At 61.3% G+C, this 17,648-nt stretch carries 19 protein-coding genes; 13 read left to right on the top strand and 6 right to left on the bottom strand.

The window, feature by feature from the left end; genetic code table 11:
- Window positions 1-25 precede the first annotated feature (25 nt).
- Window positions 26-3,454 (bottom strand): indolepyruvate ferredoxin oxidoreductase family protein, encoded by a 3,429-nt coding sequence (locus tag ACX82Z_RS05395; protein ID WP_459587028.1) that lies wholly within the window; start codon window positions 3,452-3,454, stop codon window positions 26-28.
- 142 nt (window positions 3,455-3,596) lie between these two features.
- On the opposite strand from ACX82Z_RS05395, the gene ACX82Z_RS05390 reads away from it, so the two are divergent.
- Window positions 3,597-4,055, top strand: a complete 459-nt coding sequence (locus tag ACX82Z_RS05390; protein ID WP_459587026.1) for an Lrp/AsnC family transcriptional regulator — start codon at window positions 3,597-3,599, stop codon at window positions 4,053-4,055.
- Here the strand turns inward: ACX82Z_RS05390 and ACX82Z_RS05385 are convergent.
- A complete protein-coding gene (locus tag ACX82Z_RS05385) occupies window positions 4,052-4,693 on the bottom strand; it encodes a hypothetical protein (protein WP_459587025.1) in 642 nt (213 codons plus the stop codon). The two genes, ACX82Z_RS05390 and ACX82Z_RS05385, sit on opposite strands and share 4 nt — an antisense overlap.
- Before the next feature lie 89 nt (window positions 4,694-4,782).
- Window positions 4,783-6,357, bottom strand: coding sequence for a trimethylamine methyltransferase family protein (locus ACX82Z_RS05380; RefSeq protein WP_459587024.1), 1,575 nt, complete (start codon window positions 6,355-6,357; stop codon window positions 4,783-4,785).
- Window positions 6,358-6,607: 250 nt separating this feature from the next.
- Between ACX82Z_RS05380 and ACX82Z_RS05375 the strand changes: the two genes are divergently transcribed.
- A complete protein-coding gene (locus ACX82Z_RS05375) occupies window positions 6,608-7,306 on the top strand; it encodes a corrinoid protein (RefSeq protein WP_459587023.1) in 699 nt (232 codons plus the stop codon).
- 40 nt (window positions 7,307-7,346) lie between these two features.
- Here ACX82Z_RS05375 and ACX82Z_RS05370 read toward each other — a convergent pair whose 3' ends face one another.
- A complete protein-coding gene (locus ACX82Z_RS05370; RefSeq protein WP_459587022.1) occupies window positions 7,347-7,502 on the bottom strand; it encodes an entericidin domain-containing protein in 156 nt (51 codons plus the stop codon).
- Window positions 7,503-7,540: 38 nt separating this feature from the next.
- Between ACX82Z_RS05370 and ACX82Z_RS05365 the strand changes: the two genes are divergently transcribed.
- The 7 genes from ACX82Z_RS05365 (at window position 7,541) to ACX82Z_RS05335 (ending at window position 13,816) form a co-directional block, all read left to right on the top strand.
- Complete coding sequence (locus ACX82Z_RS05365; protein WP_459587021.1) at window positions 7,541-8,179, top strand: DUF1638 domain-containing protein; 639 nt, start codon at window positions 7,541-7,543, stop codon at window positions 8,177-8,179.
- Between the two features lie 23 nt (window positions 8,180-8,202).
- Window positions 8,203-8,781: a DUF4893 domain-containing protein gene (locus tag ACX82Z_RS05360; protein ID WP_459587019.1), complete on the top strand. Its 579-nt coding sequence runs from the start codon at window positions 8,203-8,205 to the stop codon at window positions 8,779-8,781.
- Between the two features lie 35 nt (window positions 8,782-8,816).
- Window positions 8,817-9,470, top strand: a complete 654-nt coding sequence (locus tag ACX82Z_RS05355; RefSeq protein WP_459587017.1) for an exopolysaccharide biosynthesis protein — start codon at window positions 8,817-8,819, stop codon at window positions 9,468-9,470.
- Window positions 9,471-9,570: 100 nt separating this feature from the next.
- Window positions 9,571-9,891, top strand: a complete 321-nt coding sequence (locus ACX82Z_RS05350; protein WP_459587016.1) for a virulence factor — start codon at window positions 9,571-9,573, stop codon at window positions 9,889-9,891.
- A complete protein-coding gene (locus tag ACX82Z_RS05345; RefSeq protein ID WP_459587014.1) occupies window positions 9,888-10,751 on the top strand; it encodes a methylenetetrahydrofolate reductase in 864 nt (287 codons plus the stop codon). The genes ACX82Z_RS05350 and ACX82Z_RS05345 overlap by 4 nt, the downstream gene beginning before the upstream one ends.
- A gap of 27 nt (window positions 10,752-10,778) precedes the next feature.
- Window positions 10,779-11,747 carry a methyltetrahydrofolate cobalamin methyltransferase gene (locus tag ACX82Z_RS05340; RefSeq protein ID WP_459587012.1) on the top strand — a complete coding sequence of 323 codons (969 nt, stop codon included), beginning with the start codon at window positions 10,779-10,781 and terminating at the stop codon, window positions 11,745-11,747.
- 5 nt (window positions 11,748-11,752) lie between these two features.
- Window positions 11,753-13,816, top strand: coding sequence for an ASKHA domain-containing protein (locus tag ACX82Z_RS05335; protein ID WP_459587010.1), 2,064 nt, complete (start codon window positions 11,753-11,755; stop codon window positions 13,814-13,816).
- Between the two features lies 1 nt (window position 13,817).
- Here ACX82Z_RS05335 and ACX82Z_RS05330 read toward each other — a convergent pair whose 3' ends face one another.
- A complete protein-coding gene (locus ACX82Z_RS05330) occupies window positions 13,818-14,714 on the bottom strand; it encodes a LysR substrate-binding domain-containing protein (protein ID WP_459587008.1) in 897 nt (298 codons plus the stop codon).
- Between the two features lie 106 nt (window positions 14,715-14,820).
- Here ACX82Z_RS05330 and ACX82Z_RS05325 point away from each other — a divergent pair, with 106 nt between their 5' ends.
- The 4 genes from ACX82Z_RS05325 (at window position 14,821) to ACX82Z_RS05310 (ending at window position 16,712) form a co-directional block, all read left to right on the top strand.
- A complete protein-coding gene (locus tag ACX82Z_RS05325; RefSeq protein WP_459587006.1) occupies window positions 14,821-15,006 on the top strand; it encodes a hypothetical protein in 186 nt (61 codons plus the stop codon).
- Complete coding sequence (locus ACX82Z_RS05320) at window positions 15,003-15,233, top strand: hypothetical protein (RefSeq protein ID WP_459587005.1); 231 nt, start codon at window positions 15,003-15,005, stop codon at window positions 15,231-15,233. The genes ACX82Z_RS05325 and ACX82Z_RS05320 overlap by 4 nt, the downstream gene beginning before the upstream one ends.
- A gap of 142 nt (window positions 15,234-15,375) precedes the next feature.
- On the top strand, window positions 15,376-15,513 hold the full coding sequence (locus tag ACX82Z_RS05315) for a hypothetical protein (protein WP_459587003.1): 138 nt from the start codon (window positions 15,376-15,378) through the stop codon (window positions 15,511-15,513).
- A 200-nt stretch (window positions 15,514-15,713) separates the two neighbouring features.
- Window positions 15,714-16,712 (top strand): GlxA family transcriptional regulator, encoded by a 999-nt coding sequence (locus tag ACX82Z_RS05310; protein WP_459587001.1) that lies wholly within the window; start codon window positions 15,714-15,716, stop codon window positions 16,710-16,712.
- Window positions 16,713-16,723: 11 nt separating this feature from the next.
- On the opposite strand, the gene ACX82Z_RS05305 is transcribed toward ACX82Z_RS05310, so the two are convergent.
- Complete coding sequence (locus ACX82Z_RS05305; protein WP_459586999.1) at window positions 16,724-17,569, bottom strand: DUF1194 domain-containing protein; 846 nt, start codon at window positions 17,567-17,569, stop codon at window positions 16,724-16,726.
- Between the last annotated feature and the right edge of the window lie 79 nt (window positions 17,570-17,648).

Below are 17,648 nucleotides of genomic sequence, written 5' to 3'. Positions count from 1 at the left end.
GGCCCACCGACACAAATCGTGAGCTTCAAACGTCAGTTAGCGCGGCGTCAAGCTTGGGACGCACTTCGGCAATCGCTTGGTCTTTCACTGGCCCGAAGCCGCGAATTTGCATCGGCAAAGCCATTATATCGGCCACCGCTTCAACATTCTGCGGCGAAAGCTTCGCAAGCGCATCATCGATCTTTTCTTCGTACCAGCCGATCAGGTCGCGTTCCATGCGCCGCTCTGCGGTGTAGCCGAACACGTCGAACGACGTGCCGCGCAGGCGCTTCATGCGCGCGAGTACGTGGAAAGGCTTGCGGATCCACGGCCCGAACGAGCGCTTCAATGGTCGTCCGCGCGCGTCCGTTTCGCCGCCCATTATCGGCGGGGCGAGATGATGCACGATGCGATAATCGCCTTCGAATTCCGCCGCGAGCTTCTGTTTCAGTCCCGTTTGCGTGTGAAGCCTGGCGACTTCGTACTCGTCCTTGTACGCCATGAGCTTGAAGAGCGAACGTGCGACGGCCTCTGTGAGCCTTTGCGAGCCGAGATCGCTTTCTGCCGCCTGAACCTTATCGACGAACCGGCGATATCGCGCCGCATAGGCCGCATCCTGATAGTCGGTGAGGAACGCCTCGCGCTTCGCGACGATCTGGTCGAGCGTTTCGCGCGCCGGCTGCTTCGGCGCGATAAGACCCTTGAGCGCCTCGGGCTTCGCCGCCGCAATACGCCCAATCAGAAAAGCGCGATGGTTCGCCTCGATCGCGACGCCGTTGAGCTCGATCGCCTGACGCAACGCCTCGAAGCCGACCGGAACGAGCCCGAGTTGCCAGGCGAAGCCCAGCATCATGACATTGGCGAAAACCGTGTCGCCCATCAGTTTTTCCGACAGGCGATTTGCATCGACGGCGGACAGCGCTTCAGCGCCCGTGACGCTTTCGATTGCCGCAAGGCGCGCATCGACGGCAAGGTCGGCGTCACGTCGGCGCACGATGTCGCCGGTCGGCATCTTGGCGAGATTGACCGCCGCCTTCATGCCCGCCCGATACGTCGCGGACGCCTTGGAAGAAGACGAAACGACGATGTCGCAACCGATCAGCGCGTCGGCCGCGCCGCCATCGATGCGAACCTGATGGATCGCCTGCGGCGTCGCTCCGATCCTCACGAAGGAGAGCACCGGTCCGAATTTTTGCGCAAAACCGGTGAAGTCGAGCACCGTCGCGCCTTTCGCCTCCAGATGCGCGCCCATGGTGACCAATTGGCCGACCGTGACGACGCCCGTGCCGCCGACGCCGGTAATCAGGAGATCGAACGGCTTGTCGAGCGACGGCAATTCTGGCTCTGCCAATCCGGCGGCAAGGCTTGCAAGATCGACCTCGATGCCGCTCTTCTTTTTGCGCGTTGCGCCTTCCACAGTCACGAAACTGGGGCAAAAGCCGTTGAGGCAGGAAAAATCCTTGTTGCAGGACGACTGATTGATACGCCGTTTTGTGCCGAACTCGGTTTCGAGCGGCTCGACGGACAGGCAGTTCGACTCGACCGAGCAGTCGCCGCAGCCCTCGCAGACGAGTTCATTGATGACGACGAATTTCTTCGGGTCTTCCATCGTGCCACGCTTGCGACGGCGGCGCTTTTCGGTGGCGCAGGTCTGCTCGTAGATCAGGACTGACACGCCCTTCACGTCGCGCAGTTCGCGCTGGATGGCATCCAACTCGCGGCGATGATGAATGGTGGTGCCTGCCGGAAAATCCTGAACGGAGAATTTTTCCGGCATATCTGAAACGAGTGCGATGCGCTCGACACCCTCGGCCCGCACTTCCGCCGCGATGGCGTGAACCGAAACAGGCCCGTCGACGGGCTGGCCACCCGTCATCGCTACCGCGTCGTTAAAGAGAATCTTGTAAGTGATGTTGGCCTTCGCCGCGATCGCCTGCCGGATCGCCATCGAGCCGGAATGGTAATAGGTCCCCTCGCCCAGATTCTGGAAGACGTGGCCTTTGCCGGTAAAGAGCGAGGATGCGGCCCAGTTGACGCCCTCGCCGCCCATCTGGATCAGGGATGTCGTTTCGCGGTCCATCCACGACGCCATGAAGTGGCAGCCGATGCCGGCGAGCGCGGTGGAGCCTTCCGGCACCTTTGTCGAGGTGTTGTGCGGGCAGCCCGAGCAAAAATAGGGCGTACGGGTCGCGCCCGGAACGCTGATCGCGGAAACCGGCGACTGCGTGATCGCGCGGGCGCGCGCCGAAAAATCGCGACCGGCAAAGATACCGTCGAGCCGCTTGGCGACGATGGGCAAGAGCTGGCGTGGCGACAGTTCGCCCGTCCACGGCACCAGACGTTCGCCCGCTTCGTCGCGCTTGCCTACCATGCGCTTCGGCTTGTCGCCCGGCCAGTCGTAGAAATATTCCTTGAACTGGCTTTCGATGATGCCGCGCTTTTCCTCGATGACGAGGACTTCCTCCTTGCCGCGCACGAAATCGAGCGCATCGCGCCGCGCCAGCGGCCACACCATACCGACCTTGTAGATGTCGATACCGAGTTCGCGGCATTCGGTTTCGCCGATCCCCAGAAGACGCAGCGCCTCCATCAGGTCGAGATGCCCCTTCCCGGTCGTGACGATACCGAACTTGGCGTGCCGCACCTCATAGATATGCCGGTCGATCGGATTAGCGTCGGCGAAAGCGAAGACCGCCTGCTTCTTCGCCTCCATGCGTTCCTCGATCTGCGGTCCCGGAAGGTCCGGCCAGCGATAGTGCAATCCGGTCGTCGGAAAGGCGAAGTCCGGTGCGTTGAACAGGCGATCCGGCTTCAACTCGAACGAAGCGCCCGATTCCACCGTTTCGGAGACCGCCTTGAAGCCGACCCACATGCCCGAATAGCGCGACAGGGCGTAACCGTATTCGCCAAATTCGAGATATTCGGAGACGCTAGCCGGGTTCAAAGTCGGCATGAACCACGCCATGAAGGCGACATCGGACTGATGCGGCATTGAGGACGACACGCAGCCGTGGTCGTCACCCGCGACGACCAGCACGCCGCCATTCGGCGACGATCCATAGGCGTTGCCGTGCTTGAGCGCATCGCCCGCGCGGTCGACGCCCGGCCCCTTGCCGTACCAAAGCGCGAATACGCCCTCGACCTCGCGCTTCGGGTTTGTCTCAACCTGTTGCGATCCCAAAACTGCCGTTGCAGCCAGATCTTCGTTCACCGCCGGCAAAAACTCGATCGCATTGTCTTTGAGCTTATTGCCGATGCGCCAAAGCTCCAGATCGACACCGCCGAGCGGCGATCCGCGATACCCGGAAATGAAACCGCCTGTCTGCTTGCCCGCCTCCCGGTCTCGCCGCGCCTGATCGAGTGCGACACGAACGAGCGCCTGCGTTCCCGTCATGAAGACGCGCCCGCGCTCCATTTCGTAACGGTCCTTGAGCTTGTAGGTGGCAAGCGGACGCTGAGGCGTATGGATTGTCATGGCTGATCCTCCGCAGATTGGCTGGGCGAAGAATAGCGCGAAACGGGTGGCAACTCCTGCCGCAATTACAGTGAAAACGCTATTTGCCGGTAGCATTATCCGGTGATACGCATAAAATCGGAGAATTCATGCGGGAAGATACATGAAACTGGAAGATCAAGACAAGCGCATCCTCGCCGTCTTGCAGGAAGATGGACGCATATCCAATCAGGATCTTGCTGAGCGCTGCGGCCTGTCGGCATCGGCCTGCTGGCGGCGCGTTCGCGCCCTCGAAGATGCCGGAATCATCAGCGGTTACAGAGCCTTGCTCGATCCCGTTGAATCAGGATTGCAGTTCCATGCCGTCGTCCACGTTACCCTGACGCGCCACGACCACGGGCATGTCGACACTTTCATCGCCGAGGTGCAAAAGCGTCCCGAAGTGCTCGACTGTTTTTCGACGACCGGCGAGGCCGACTATCATCTGCGCGTCCTGTGCGCGGACCTCGATGCGTATAACGCTTTTCTCGAAGGCTTCCTGTTCCGCCTGCCCGGCATCGCCAATGTGCGCACGAACCTCGTGCTGAAAAGCATCAAGCACACGACGCGCCTCGCGCTTTAGACGAAGGCCGCCATGTGAAACGCCTGCACGTCGGGCGGATATCGAAAAGCGTCGTGTGGACACGCATTGCGCGCGATGCATCCAGCCGAACGGCACGTCGCTCCTTCGCTCCGCACATGCGCCCGGCAGCGCTCGACGGCATATCCGGCATCCGTAAACGCATCGACCGGACAGGAATTCAGGCAAGGTTTTTCGACACATAGGTCGCAAATATGATTCGATCTGCGAGCGTGTTGAATCGAAATCTCATGATCGAACAGCAACGCACCGCGATAGGCGTGCCAGAGACCGAACCGGGGATGCATCAAGATGCCGAGCGGTGACGGTCGCAATCCCTCCGCCCGCATCGCCCATTGCTGGAACGGCAGATACGGCCGGTCGTTCGGATAGACGGCACGCGCACCGACGGATCGCGCCACATCATCGATGACGATGCGCGACCATGTGTCGAGCGGCTCGGCGGTTTGCGGATTGTTTCGATGCCAATTCTGGAAATGCGTCCAGTATTCTGCACCACCATGCCCGACGAGCAGCACGGCTTTCGCTGGCGCGTCTTCACCCAGCTCAAAATTAAACCCGCCGCGTATAATCAGACCATGCACAACGAGTTCTTGGGCAACCGTCTCGATGCCGGTCACGTCTTCTGATCCGGCCCCCGCACTGCGGAGCGCCAGACTTCCTTGTGAATGATGTCGGCCACTTTAGCCCGGCCTGTTTCGGGCTCCCTTCACGTGAAGGCGTCGGGCATCGATTCCTTCTTCTTCGTCATGAAATCCTTCAGCCCGTCCTCGATGCCCGGATCGAGATATGGCGCTTCGTAGCTGTCCAGCCAGCGCCGGGCGAGTTCGTTGGCGCGGGCGTGCGCGGGCTTTTCGCCTTCGGCCTGCCATTGCTCGAAGGAATTGTTGTCCGCGATCGTCGAGCGATAAAAGGCTGACTGGAAGTTCGCCTGCGTGTGCGAACAGCCAAGATAGTGGCTGCCCGGCCCGACCTCCCGAATCGCGTCCATCGCCTGCCCGTTCTCCGAAAGGTCGACGCCCTGCGCAAATTTCTGCTGCATGCCGAGCTGATCGACATCCATCATGAATTTCTCGTAGCAGGAGGCCAGCCCACCTTCGAGCCAGCCTGCGGCGTGCAGAACGAAGTTTGTACCAGCCAGCACGGTCGAGTTCAGCGTGTTGGCGCTTTCATAGGCCGCCTGCGCATCGGGAATCTTGGAGGCGCAAAGCGATCCGCCAGTACGGAAAGGCAGTCCAACACGGCGCGCAAGCTGCGCTGCGCCGTAAGAAACCAGCGTCGGCTCCGGCGTTCCGAAGGTCGGCGCACCCGACTGCATCGAGATGGACGACGCGAATGTGCCGAACAGAACCGGCGCGCCCGGCCGCACAAGCTGCGTGAAGGACGCGCCCGCCAGCACTTCGGCCAGAACCTGCGTCAGCGTGCCCGCCACCGTCACCGGGCTCATCGCGCCGGCCAGAATGAACGGGGTGATGATGCAGGCCTGATTGTTGCGTGCATAGACCTTTGCCGCGCCGAGCATGGTCTCGTCGAAGACCATCGGCGAATTGGCATTGATGAGATTGATGATCACCGTGTTCTCGTCGACGAATTTCTCGCCGAAGAGAATCTTCGCCATGTCGACCGTGTCTTCCGCCCGTTCCGGCGCGGTAACCGATCCCATGAACGGCTTGTCGGAGAACTTCATGTGGGCGAACACCATGTCGAGGTGCCGCTTGTTGACCGGAATGTCGACCGGCTCGCACACCGTGCCGCCCGAATGGTGGATCGAGGGCGCCATATAGGCGAGTTTCACGAAATTGCGGAAATCCTCGATCGTGGCGTAACGGCGGTTGCCATCGAGATCGCGCACGAAGGGCGGACCATAGACCGGCGCAAAAACGGTGGCGTCACCGCCGATCTGGACGGAACGCTCGGGATTGCGCGCATGCTGCGTGAATTGCGAGGGCGCGGTCTTCAGGAGTTCGCGGCAAAGGCCCTTCGGAAAGTGAACCCGTTCACCGCGCACGTCGGCACCAGCCTGCTTGAAGAGTTCGAGCGCTTCGGCGTCGTCGCGAAACTCGATGCCGACTTCTTCCAGAACCGTGTCGGCATTGGCCTCGATCAGCGCCAGCCCCTCCTCGTTCAGCACCTCGTAAAGCGGTATCTCCCGCTTGATATAGGTCAGTGTCTTGCCCGGACCGCCGCCGGCACGCGCCGCGCGCCGTGCTGCCGCGCCACCGCTTGCGCCGCGTCCGCGCCGCCCGGAGCCTGCCTCATCTGCGTGCGCGAGATTTTCGTCCATGGGTGTTTCCTCGTCTATCCCGGCAGCGTTTGCGCTGCATTTTATCGTCAATCTAGCCAATGGGCCTCTTCGAAACGGCTTGCGCGCGCCAAACCCTGTCGCAAATTCGACAAGCAAATCCAAGGTTTTTCCGGTCGTTTTCATATTCCCGGACGTCGCAATCCGGCTATGGCGTAGCGCGACCGGCGCATATGAATTGGACATTGCAATCAAGGCGCGTATCGCCTGAACCGCCTATCGGGAGTGCCTCATGTCCGACGACGAAATCATCCTGTCCGAACTGTCCGACGACGAACTCGTGCAGCAGATGCATGACGATCTCTACGACGGGCTGAAGGAAGAGATCGAGGAAGGCACCAACATCCTTCTTGAGCGTGGCTGGGCGCCCTACAAAGTGCTGACCGAGGCGCTCGTCGAGGGCATGCGCATCGTCGGCGAAGATTTCCGCGACGGCATTCTGTTCGTGCCCGAAGTGCTCTTGTCGGCCAATGCGATGAAAGCCGGGATGTTCATCCTGCGTCCGCTTCTGGCCGCCACGAATGCGCCGAAGCAGGGCAAGATGGTGATCGGCACCGTCAAGGGTGACATCCACGATATCGGCAAGAACCTCGTCGGCATGATGATGGAAGGCGCCGGCTTCGATGTCGTCGATCTCGGCATCAACAATCCGGTCGAAAAATATCTTGCCGCTCTGGAAGAGCACCAGCCGGACATCATCGGCATGTCGGCGCTTTTGACGACGACCATGCCTTACATGAAGGTCGTCATCGATACGATGAAGGAAAAGGGCATTCGCGACGATTATGTCGTGCTCGTCGGCGGCGCGCCGCTCAATGAGGAATTCGGCAAGGCCGTCGGTGCCGACGCCTATTGCCGCGATGCGGCCGTCACCGTTGAAACGGCCAAGGATTACATGAAGCGCCGGCACAACGCCCGCGTTTCAGCATAGGAGAAAGGACGCCGTCACCGGCGTCCTCGCCCTCACCGTCTTACTGAGCGGCGTTGGCAACGTTGTTGCCGGCGCTCTGCGTGGCATCGACCGCATTGGCGGTATCTGCGCCGACGCCGCGGATCGTGTTCGCGCAACCGCTGGCGAGAGCCACCACGGCGAAAACGACGGCAAGACGTGAAATTGCCTTAGACATATGATCAAACCTCCAGAAGTTAGGTATGGGCTGCCGAAATGGCCTCCATTTCGCCACAACGTTCGAATGCCGAAAAGGTTCTCGTAATTGCGTGCGGGATGATCGCGCGCGAGATTTTGGCTGTTAAGGCTGCGATGCGGCTGGATCATCTCGACCTGACATGCCTGCCCGCCGAATTCCACTACCGGCCCGACCGGATCGCTCCCGCGCTCGATGCGGCGATCGTGAAGGCGCACACCGAAGGCTATGGGACGATTTTCGTCGGCTATGCCGATTGCGGCACGGGCGGCGACCTCGACCGCGTATGCGCAACACATGGCGTCGAGCGCATCGCCGGTCCGCACTGCTTCGCCTTTTATCAGGGGCTCGGCGCCTTCGAGACTATCGCCGAAGACGACATGACCTCCTTTTACATGACGGACTTTCTGTGCCGGCATTTCGACGCTTTCTTCATGAAGCCGATGGGTCTTGACCGGCATCCGGAACTTGCGAGGGATTTTTTCGGCAATTACGAAAAAGTCGTCTATCTGGCGCAGACCGACGAGTCTGAACTCGAAGCCGTTGCGATGCGCGCTGCCGATATGCTCGGCCTTGCCTACGAGCGTCGTTTCACCGGCTATGGCGATCTCGCCCCTGCCCTGAAAAAGGCACACGATGCGGCCAGTACGACATCGTGAATGCCTGCCAACGGATCTTCCTCATGCTTTCTCGCCTTTCCATCGCCTTGCTCCTGTCGGCCGCGACCGTACCTTTTGCGCACGCGACTGGTGAAATCCTGTCGATCATCACCGAGGCTGATACGGACCGGCTCGAACGGTTCGACGAGGCACGCGACAAGGCCGTCGACGAAGCGTCGCAATCGACCGACGAAAAAGCCAAGGCGACCTTTCTGGCCGCGATCGATGCGGAAGCCCTGCCTTTCGCGGATTTCGATCTGACGGGAAACTGGAAATGCCGCACGATCAAGGCCGGCGGCCTTGCCGAGCTTGTCGTCTATGGCTGGTTCAATTGTCGCGTGACCGATGACGGCTCCGGGTGGCGTCTCGAAAAGCTCACGGGCTCGCAGCGGACGGTCGGGCGCTTCTTCACCGAAAGCGACACGCGGCAGACCTATCTCGGCTCCTTCTTCGTCGCCGGCGATAGCGCCCCGCCTTACGCATCAGGCCCGGAAAGCGATCAGGTCGGCTACGCGACCCGCACCGGCAGCGACACCTGGCAGATCGCTTTTCCGTTTCCGCACTATGAGTCGACATTCGACATATTGCAGTTGCGACGCTGAACGTCTTTGGTGCAGCGCGAACCGCGACGAATACAATGACCGATCATATCGCCAGATGCCTGATCCTGCCGATGCCCGATCCGTGTACGGCATCGGCAAAGACGCGGCTGTCGGAAATATTCAGGCGACTTTCTGACGAAGCGGGCGAACGCGTTTCGGTCGAAGCGCTGCTCGGCGCGATGGGAGACCGCGGTTTTGCCATGCTTCTGCTGCTCTTCGCGACACTCAACCTTTTGCCCCTGCCGCCGGGAACGACAGTCATTTTGGGCTTGCCGCTCGTATTGGTCTCGGCGCAACTGATGCTCGGACTTCGAAAGGCGTGGTTGCCGGGCTTCATCGTCAACCGGTCGATCAGCGCCGAGCGGTTCAGGCAGTCGATCGGTACCATTTTGCCACGCCTCGAGCGCCTGGAACGGCTCGTGCGCCCTCGCTGGTGGCCTTTCGACACCGACACGTCGGATCGCTATCTGGGCGTTATCACCTTCATCCTCTCGGTCGTGGTGTTCCTGCCGATCCCCTTGGGCAACTGGCTACCCGCTTTTGCCGTCGCGATACTGGCTCTTGCACTGTCCGAGCGTGACGGGATCTTCCTTGGCTTGGGCGTCGCGCTGGCGCTCCTGTCACTCGCCATCATCTGCGCGGTGGGCGTTGCGGGTGCGGCACTGGCGAGCGCCGTCTTCGGCTTTTAGGTCACACGTCGCTTTTGAATGCACGCGCGTCGTCGCACAACAAGCAGGCCCTGTTGCCTTGCGTCAATGCTCCAAAGTGGATCGAAGCTTGGGAGCTTTCATGGCCGACCTCATAATTGTATACTGGCGTGACATCCCGGCGCAGATCATCGTCCGGAGAGGCCGTCAGAATGCCAAGCGTGAATTGTCGCTTCGCTTCACCGAAGCAATCGACATGTGCGCGATGAGAACAGGCGCGGGGGAGACCGACGCCTATCTGGCAGAATGGCGCAAGGCCGATCCGATTTCTGTTGGGGATGACCTGGAAGCCGAGGCTAACAAGGCTTTGAGGGATTATGAGGCCGCTTATGATCGCGAGCGACTGGTCGCTCTGGTCAAGGCGGGAGGACATGAACCCCAGCGGGAGGATCCCCAATCATGACGACTATAAACGCTTCAATCGAGGTCGCACCGACACAGGCGCTCGAATCTGCCGACCTGCCGGGACTGTTTCCGCAGGGCACCCATGTATACATTACGGATATCGGAAACGACACCACGGACGCTCTCGTGGCAGCCGCCCGACGCGTTCGTGATCTTGGCTACAGGCCGGTCCCGCATTTCGCTTCACGCCGCCTGACGACGCGCGCGGCGCTGGAAGATCGCGTGCGGCGCACCGCCGCTGAGGCTGGCGTAACGGACGTGCTCGTCATCGGCGGCGGACTGGACAAGCCGGCTGGCGAATTCACCTCGACGATGGACGTGCTCAATACCGGTTTCTTCGAGGCAAACGGCATTACCGACATCGGCATCGCCGGTCATCCCGAAGGCAGCCCGGACTTTTCCGAAGCGGTCGCGATCGACGCGCTGCGCCAGAAGCAGGCGTTCGGCGAACGTACGGGCATCAATATGCGCATCGTGACGCAATTCGGCTTCGACGCGGCGAAATTCATCGCGTGGGCCGAAGGCCTGAAGGCGCAAGGCATCGACATGCCCGTACATCTGGGCGTCGCCGGCCCCGCCAAGATCACGACGCTCATCAAGTTCGCCGCCATGTGCGGCGTCGGCAACTCGATCTCGTTTCTCAAGAAGAACGCGCTCTCGCTGACCGCGCTGGCGACAAGCCATTCACCCGAAGGCATGGTGGGTCCGATCGAAAGCCACGTCACTGCTACACCCGGCAGCGCGATCGCACAAATCCATGTCTTTCCGTTCGGCGGCATCAAGAAAAGTGCCGAATGGCTTGTCGAGCGCGGATCGTGGCCTGCCGCAGCATCGCCCGCACAACACGCCTCGTTATAAGCAACCCGTCGCGCAAGGAGCCCGCATATGACCCGCACCATCGTCGCCTCCGCGACACGAGAAATCGTCATCGGTTTCGACCAGCCCTTCTGCGTGATCGGCGAGCGAATTAACCCGACCGGCCGCAAGAAGCTTGCGGCCGAGATGGTCGAGGGCAATTTCGATACGGTTCGCAAGGATGCGCTGGAACAGGTCGCGGCGGGCGCGACGATGCTCGACGTCAATGCGGGCGTCACGGCGGTTGACCCGAATGCAACGGAACCGGCGCTGCTCGTGCAGACGCTGGAGATCGTGCAAAGCCTCGTCGACGTCCCGCTTTCGATCGACAGTTCTGTCTCCGCCGCGATCGAGGCCGCGCTCAAGGTCGCCAAGGGCCGGCCGCTGGTCAATTCGGTGACGGGCGAGGAGGAGAAGCTGGAAGCGATCCTGCCGCTGGTCAAGAAATACAACGTGCCGGTCGTTGCGATCTCCAATGACGAGACCGGTATTTCGATGGACCCGGACGTGCGCTTCGCGGTGGCGAAGAAGATCGTCGAGCGCTGTGCCGATTTCGGCATTCCCGCCCATGATGTCGTGGTCGATCCGCTGGTCATGCCGATCGGTGCACTTGGCGATGCGGGCCGGCAGGTCTTCGCGCTGCTGCGACGCCTGCGCGAGGAACTGAAGGTCAACACGACTTGCGGCCTGTCCAACATCTCGTTCGGACTGCCGCATCGTCATGGCATCAACGCCGCGTTCATTCCCATGGTCATCGGCGCGGGCATGACGAGCGCGATCATGAATCCCTGCCGCCCGCAGGAGATGGAAGCGGTTCGCGGCGCGAACGTGCTCACCGGCACCGACAAGGACTGCATGACATGGATCAAGACCTACAAGGACTACAAGCCTGCTGAAGGCGGCCATGCGGTCGCCGCTCCCGTAGCCGTCAACGCGCCGGGTGACGCTGCAGGTGGCCGCCGGCGCGGCGGACGCGAAGCGCGGATGGCGCGCGGCTGACAGGCATGAACGCGCCCGCCGACATCAAGAACCCGCTGGTTCTCTTCATGCCGTCGGGCAAGCGCGGACGCTTTCCCGCGGGCACGACCGTCCTTGATGCCGCGCGCGAACTCGGCGTCTATGTCGAGAGCGTGTGCGGCGGGCGTGCAACCTGCGGGCGCTGCCAGATCGAAGTGCAGGAAGGTCGTTTCGCCAAGCACAAGATTTCCTCATCCGCCGAGCATATCTCGCCATTCGGCGCGAAGGAGGAGCGATATGCGCGGGTGCGCGGACTGCCGGAAGGCCGCCGCCTCTCCTGCTCCGCGACCATCGAGGGCGATCTCGTCATCGACGTGCCGCAGGACGTGCAGATCAACGCGCAGCTCGTGCGAAAATCTCCCATCGAGCGCGTCATCGAGCGCAATCCGGCTGTCCAGCTTTGCTATGTCGAGGTGGACGAGCCGGACATGCACAAGCCGCTCGGCGATCTCGACCGGCTGAAAGTAATGCTGGAAAAGGACTGGGGCTGGCAAGATCTGCTCGTCTCGCAGCACCTTCTGCCGCAGGTCCAGTCTATTCTGCGCAAAGGCAACTGGGGCGTCACGGTCGCCATCCACCGCGATCTTGAATCATCGCGTCCCACGATCATCGCGCTTTGGCCGGGCCTCAAGAACGAAGCCTACGGCATCGCCTGCGACATCGGTTCGACGACGATCGCGATGCATCTCGTTTCGCTGCTTTCCGGCCGCATCGCCGCCACCGCCGGCGCACAAAACCCGCAGATTCGCTTCGGCGAAGATCTGATGAGCCGCGTCTCCTACGTGATGATGAACCCGGACGGGCGCGAGGCGATGACCAAGGCCGTGCGCGGCGCGGTCAATGATCTGATCGCAAAGGTCTGCAACGAAGCCGAAGTCGAGGCCGATACGCTGCTCGACGCCGTCTTCGTCGGCAATCCTATCATGCATCATTTGTTCCTCGGCATCGACCCGACCGAACTTGGCCAGGCTCCCTTCGCGCTGGCGGTTTCCGGCGCGGTGCATAGCTGGGGAAGCGAACTCGGCCTCAAGATCAACGAAGGCGCGCGCGTCTATGTGCTGCCGTGCATCGCGGGCCATGTCGGCGCGGACGCGGCCGGCGCGACGCTTTCGGAAGGCCCGCATCGGCAAGATCGCATGATGCTGCTCGTCGATGTCGGCACGAATGCGGAAATCGTTCTGGGAAACCGCCATCGCCTGCTCGCCGCGTCCTCGCCTACCGGGCCGGCCTTCGAGGGAGCCGAGATTTCATCCGGACAGCGCGCCGCGCCCGGCGCGATCGAGCGCGTGCGCATCGATCCTGAAACGCTGGAGCCGAAATTCCGGGTGATCGGCGTCGACAGATGGTCCGACGAGCCGGGCTTCTTTGAAGATGCCGAGAGTGTCGGCATTACCGGCATCTGCGGCTCTGCGATCATCGAGGTCGTCGCCGAGATGTATCTTACAGGGATCATCACTGAGGACGGCGTGGTGGACGGCTCGCTCGCAGCGAAATCGCCCCGCATTTTGACCACAGGGCGCACGGCTTCCTATCTGCTTCATGATGGCAAGCAGCGCATCACGGTGACCCAGAACGACGTGCGCGCGATCCAGCTCGCCAAATCGGCGCTTTATGCCGGCATCAAGCTCCTGATGGAAAAGCAGGGCGTTACCGAAGTAGATACGATCTGCTTTGCCGGCGCATTCGGCTCCTTCATCGATCCGAAATATGCGATGGTACTCGGTCTTATCCCCGACTGCGATCTTGCGGAGGTCAAGGCGGTCGGCAATGCCGCCGGAACCGGTGCGTTGATGGCGCTCTTGAACCGGGATCACCGGCGCGAGATCGAAGAGACCGTCAAGCACATCGAGAAGATCGAGACGGCGCTGGAACCGCATTTCCAGCAGCTTTTCGTCGATGCGATGGCGCTGCCCAACAAGGTCGATCCGTTCCCGAAACTGTCAGCCCAGGTGAAGCTGCCCGAGCGCAAGGGGCTGGCTGCCGATACCGGCGAGGCAGCGCCCCGCCGCCGCTCGCGCGAAGAACGTGCGGCACGGCGCAACCGGGAATAGCTCAGAACGTACCCGTCTCGCGGAAATTCTCGAATGTTGCACGGATATGGTCAGCGGCGGCCCTGACCGGCGCGGAAGCATCTGGTGCGACGATCATGGCGAGGCTGTAATTGGGCATGAGCGGCAACCCCTCATCCGGGCCGAGCGCCACGATGTCCTCGCCGATGAACGAGCGCGGCAGCGGCGCGATGGCCAGATCGGAGAGGATCGCAGCGCGCTGACCGGCCGTATGGGCGCTCATATAGGCGATGCGATAGTCGCGCCCTGCCCGCCCGAGCGCATCCAGCGCGGCCGAGCGCCACGCGCAGCCCTCTTCCCAACTCGACAGCGGCAACGGCTCACGCAGATGCGCCGAGCCACCCTTCGCACCACCCCAAACGATCGGCTCGGTCAAAAGCACTTCCGCATCGACCGGCACGGATCGGCAGACCGTGAAAAGCGAGATATCGAGCGCACCTTCAGCGAGCCGCCGCCTCAGATTGACGGTCTGGTCGATGGTGACATCGACGGCAATGGAGGGATGCGTGCGGGCAAACCGCTTCAAAACATGCGGCAGCACGCGCTCGCCGTAATCGTCGGGCGAACCGAGCCGCACGACGCCGGCGATATCGGGAATAATGAATTTCGCCACGGCTTCGCGATTGAGCGCGATCAGCCGGCGCGCATAGCCGATCAGAACCTCGCCATCGGTCGTCAGCGAGACGGAACGCGCGTCACGCGTGAAAACCGCACGCCCGAGCGTTTCCTCCAGCTTCTTGATCTGCATGGAAACGGCTGACGGCGTCCGGAACACCGCGTTGGCGGCGGCGGTAAAACTTCCCGTTTCCGCGATCGCGACGAATGTGCGCAACACGTCGAGGTCGAGCAATGGCAGGGGGTGATTGAGCGGCGCATTCATGATCAGAATTCCTGAATGAAACAATCATTTCATTTCGTTTGATTGAACATCGTACCGGGCCCATTGTCAATTCATCGAGATCGAGAACGCAGAAAGGAGACCTGAAATGTTCACGATTTCCGCTTTCTCCCACCTGGTCGATGGCCTTGTCGCCATTCACCGTCACCGCCGGAACGAGGCGTTGCTGAACGATTTGTCTGACGCGACACGCCGCGATATCGGCTTGCCCGAGCGCTATTCGAGACCTGTCGATTATCGCGATGCAAAGCCGGCGCGGAGGGCGCGTGGATGAGCCCGTCGATTACGTCGCGCGTGCATCGGTGGTGGACGATCCGAAAGGCGCGTCATCACCGCCTCGCCCAGTTCCAGTTGCTGACCGAACTGCCCGCTGAAATCCTCAGTGACATCTCGCGCCAATCTCTTGCCGAGGCGTTCGATGACGGAGCGGCACATGAACGCCAGAGCCTGCGAGCGTCTCGACATTGTTGCGATATAGCCGACGCACGAAAATTGTCGTGAAAGATGTCGTTTTTTCATCCGGGAACTTCGCTTTTGCTGCGTACGAAGCTCTCGACAACCCCTATATGTCCGACAACGACGAACGACCCCACTCCATGATGCGAAGGCCGTTGCGCGTGTCATCAATAAATGGAGACGTGTGATGAAATTGTTCAAACGCTTTTTTGCTGCCAACCGCCCGATGAACCTTGCGACCGCTCTTGAGCGCCAGCGCCTCGGCCGCACGATGCCGGGCCAGACCGGCGCGATGAACGCTTCGCGCCTCGGCTACTTCGTTTAAGGCAAATCGCTTCGAAATCGATAGCCGCGCAAGGGCTTGCCCATGCGCGGTTTTTGGCGTTTAGGCGACGGTTTTTCCCGATGACGGAATAGTTCTGCAGGAAGGCTCCATGCAATTGACACATAAGGGCTTTCCTGTTGAGGCTGTCTTTATCGCGACATGGTGGCGCGAGGCTATTTAGTCGGGTGGCGGGGTGTCGGATGAACGCCAGAAACAGCGTCAAGCGGTCGATTGTCTTTTTTCTGATACCCGATTTCACGATGATCGCCTTCGCGACGGCGGTCGAACCGTTGCGCGCCGCCAATCGCATGCTGGGCTACGAGGCCTATCAGTGGCGCCTGACGAGCCTCGACGGCAATCCCGTTGCCGCGTCGAACGGCGTGGAGTGTGCGGCCGACACCTCGCTCGAGGTCGAGCGGCGCAAGATGACCGGCGGCGAACGTCCCTCAATGGTCATCGTCTGCTCGGGCATCAATGTCGAGACCTATGCCAACAAGACGACCTTCGCCTGGCTGCGCGAGGAGTATAATCGTGGCGTCGCCATAGGTGGCCTTTGCACGGGCGCGCACATTCTGGCCGCCGCCGGGCTTTTGTCGAACCGCAGATGCGCAATCCATTGGGAGAACCTGCCCGGTTTTGCGGAGACGTTTCCGAAGGTGAGCGTCTTTGCCGATCTCTTCGAGGTCGATCAGAACGTCTATACATGCGCGGGCGGCACGGCCGCGCTCGACATGATGCTGAAGCTGATCGGCGACGATTTCGACGAACATCTCGTCAACCGCGTGTGCGAACAGGTGTTGACCGATCGCGTGCGCAGCCCCACCGACCGCCAGCGCCTTCCTCTGCGCGCGCGCCTCGGTGTCCAGAACTCGAAGGTGCTGACCATCATCGAACTGATGGAAGCGAATCTGACGGAGCCGCTGTCGCTGATCGAGATCGCCGACCATGTCGGGCTTTCGCGCCGGCAGATCGAACGACTGTTCCGCCAGGAAATGGGCCGTTCGCCGGCCCGCTACTATCTGGAAATCCGGCTCGACCGCGCACGGCATCTTCTCTTGCAGTCCGCAATGCCGGTTGTGGAGGTCGCGGTTGCCTGCGGATTCGTTTCCGCCTCGCATTTTTCCAAATGCTACCGCGAGGTCTATGCGCGATCACCCCAGCAGGAGCGCGGCGAACGCCGGCAATTGCTGGTGGCATGAGGCAGCGCCACTTACGGGTTCGGCCCGTTCCATGACCTGTTCATCCAGCGCTTTTCGCCGATCAGGCAGTCGTATGCCTCGACGTTCGAAACGGTAATGACGGGCGCGCGCTCGGCGTAATCGCGCCACGTCGGCGACCACGGTCCGGCCAGTTCCAGAACGAGCTTGCGACGAACCGCTTCAGGAAACTGGTCCCAGTCATTGACGGGAACCATGAACGAACCCGGCCCGCCGATCACGCAATTCGTGTAATATTCGTCGAGGTCCGGCACGTCGAACATCGAACTCATGCCGCCATTCGTCATCAGGGGAAGACCGTTGACGACGATGCCCTGCTCGACCAGCCGGTCGCGCGCCTCGACTACCGGGCCACCCTGATTGTTCGGCCCGTCGCCCGAAATGTCGATTACGCGGCGCAATCCGCGATAATCGCTTTCGGCAAAAAGGTCGCCCGCAAAATCGAGCGCACCGGAAACGGAGGTCCGCCGCGCGCTGTTGGTATCGACCTGCGCCATCCGCGCGGCGACCGCCTCGGCATCTGCGCGCGAGGCGATGATCGTCCAGGGAACGACCACATATTGCGACTGGTCGCCGGCCCATTCGAACATGGCGAGCGCGATCCGCCCGTAAGCACCGTCTTCGATCGCCTGAATGACGCTTTCATGCGTCAGCGCGGCCACGTATCCCTCGCGCTGGATGCTCAATTCCTCGTAGGACATGGAAAGCGACACATCGGCTGCGATGACGAGTTGGACGTCGACGATGTCGTCATCGGCCAGTACGGCCTCGCCAAATATCGCCAGCGCGATCGCGGCGCTACCTGTGATCAAGGAAAAGGATCGAATGGAGCCTGCCATAGAGGCAGGATACGCGCGAGACCCCGAGCGCCAAGACAAAAGCCCGACATTGCCGGGCTTTTCCCTTCACGATGACGTT

This window comes from Aliihoeflea sp. PC F10.4 (assembly GCF_054612275.1).
Note: the sequence above shows the minus strand (reverse complement) of the source record. Positions and strands in the feature narration are given on the sequence as shown.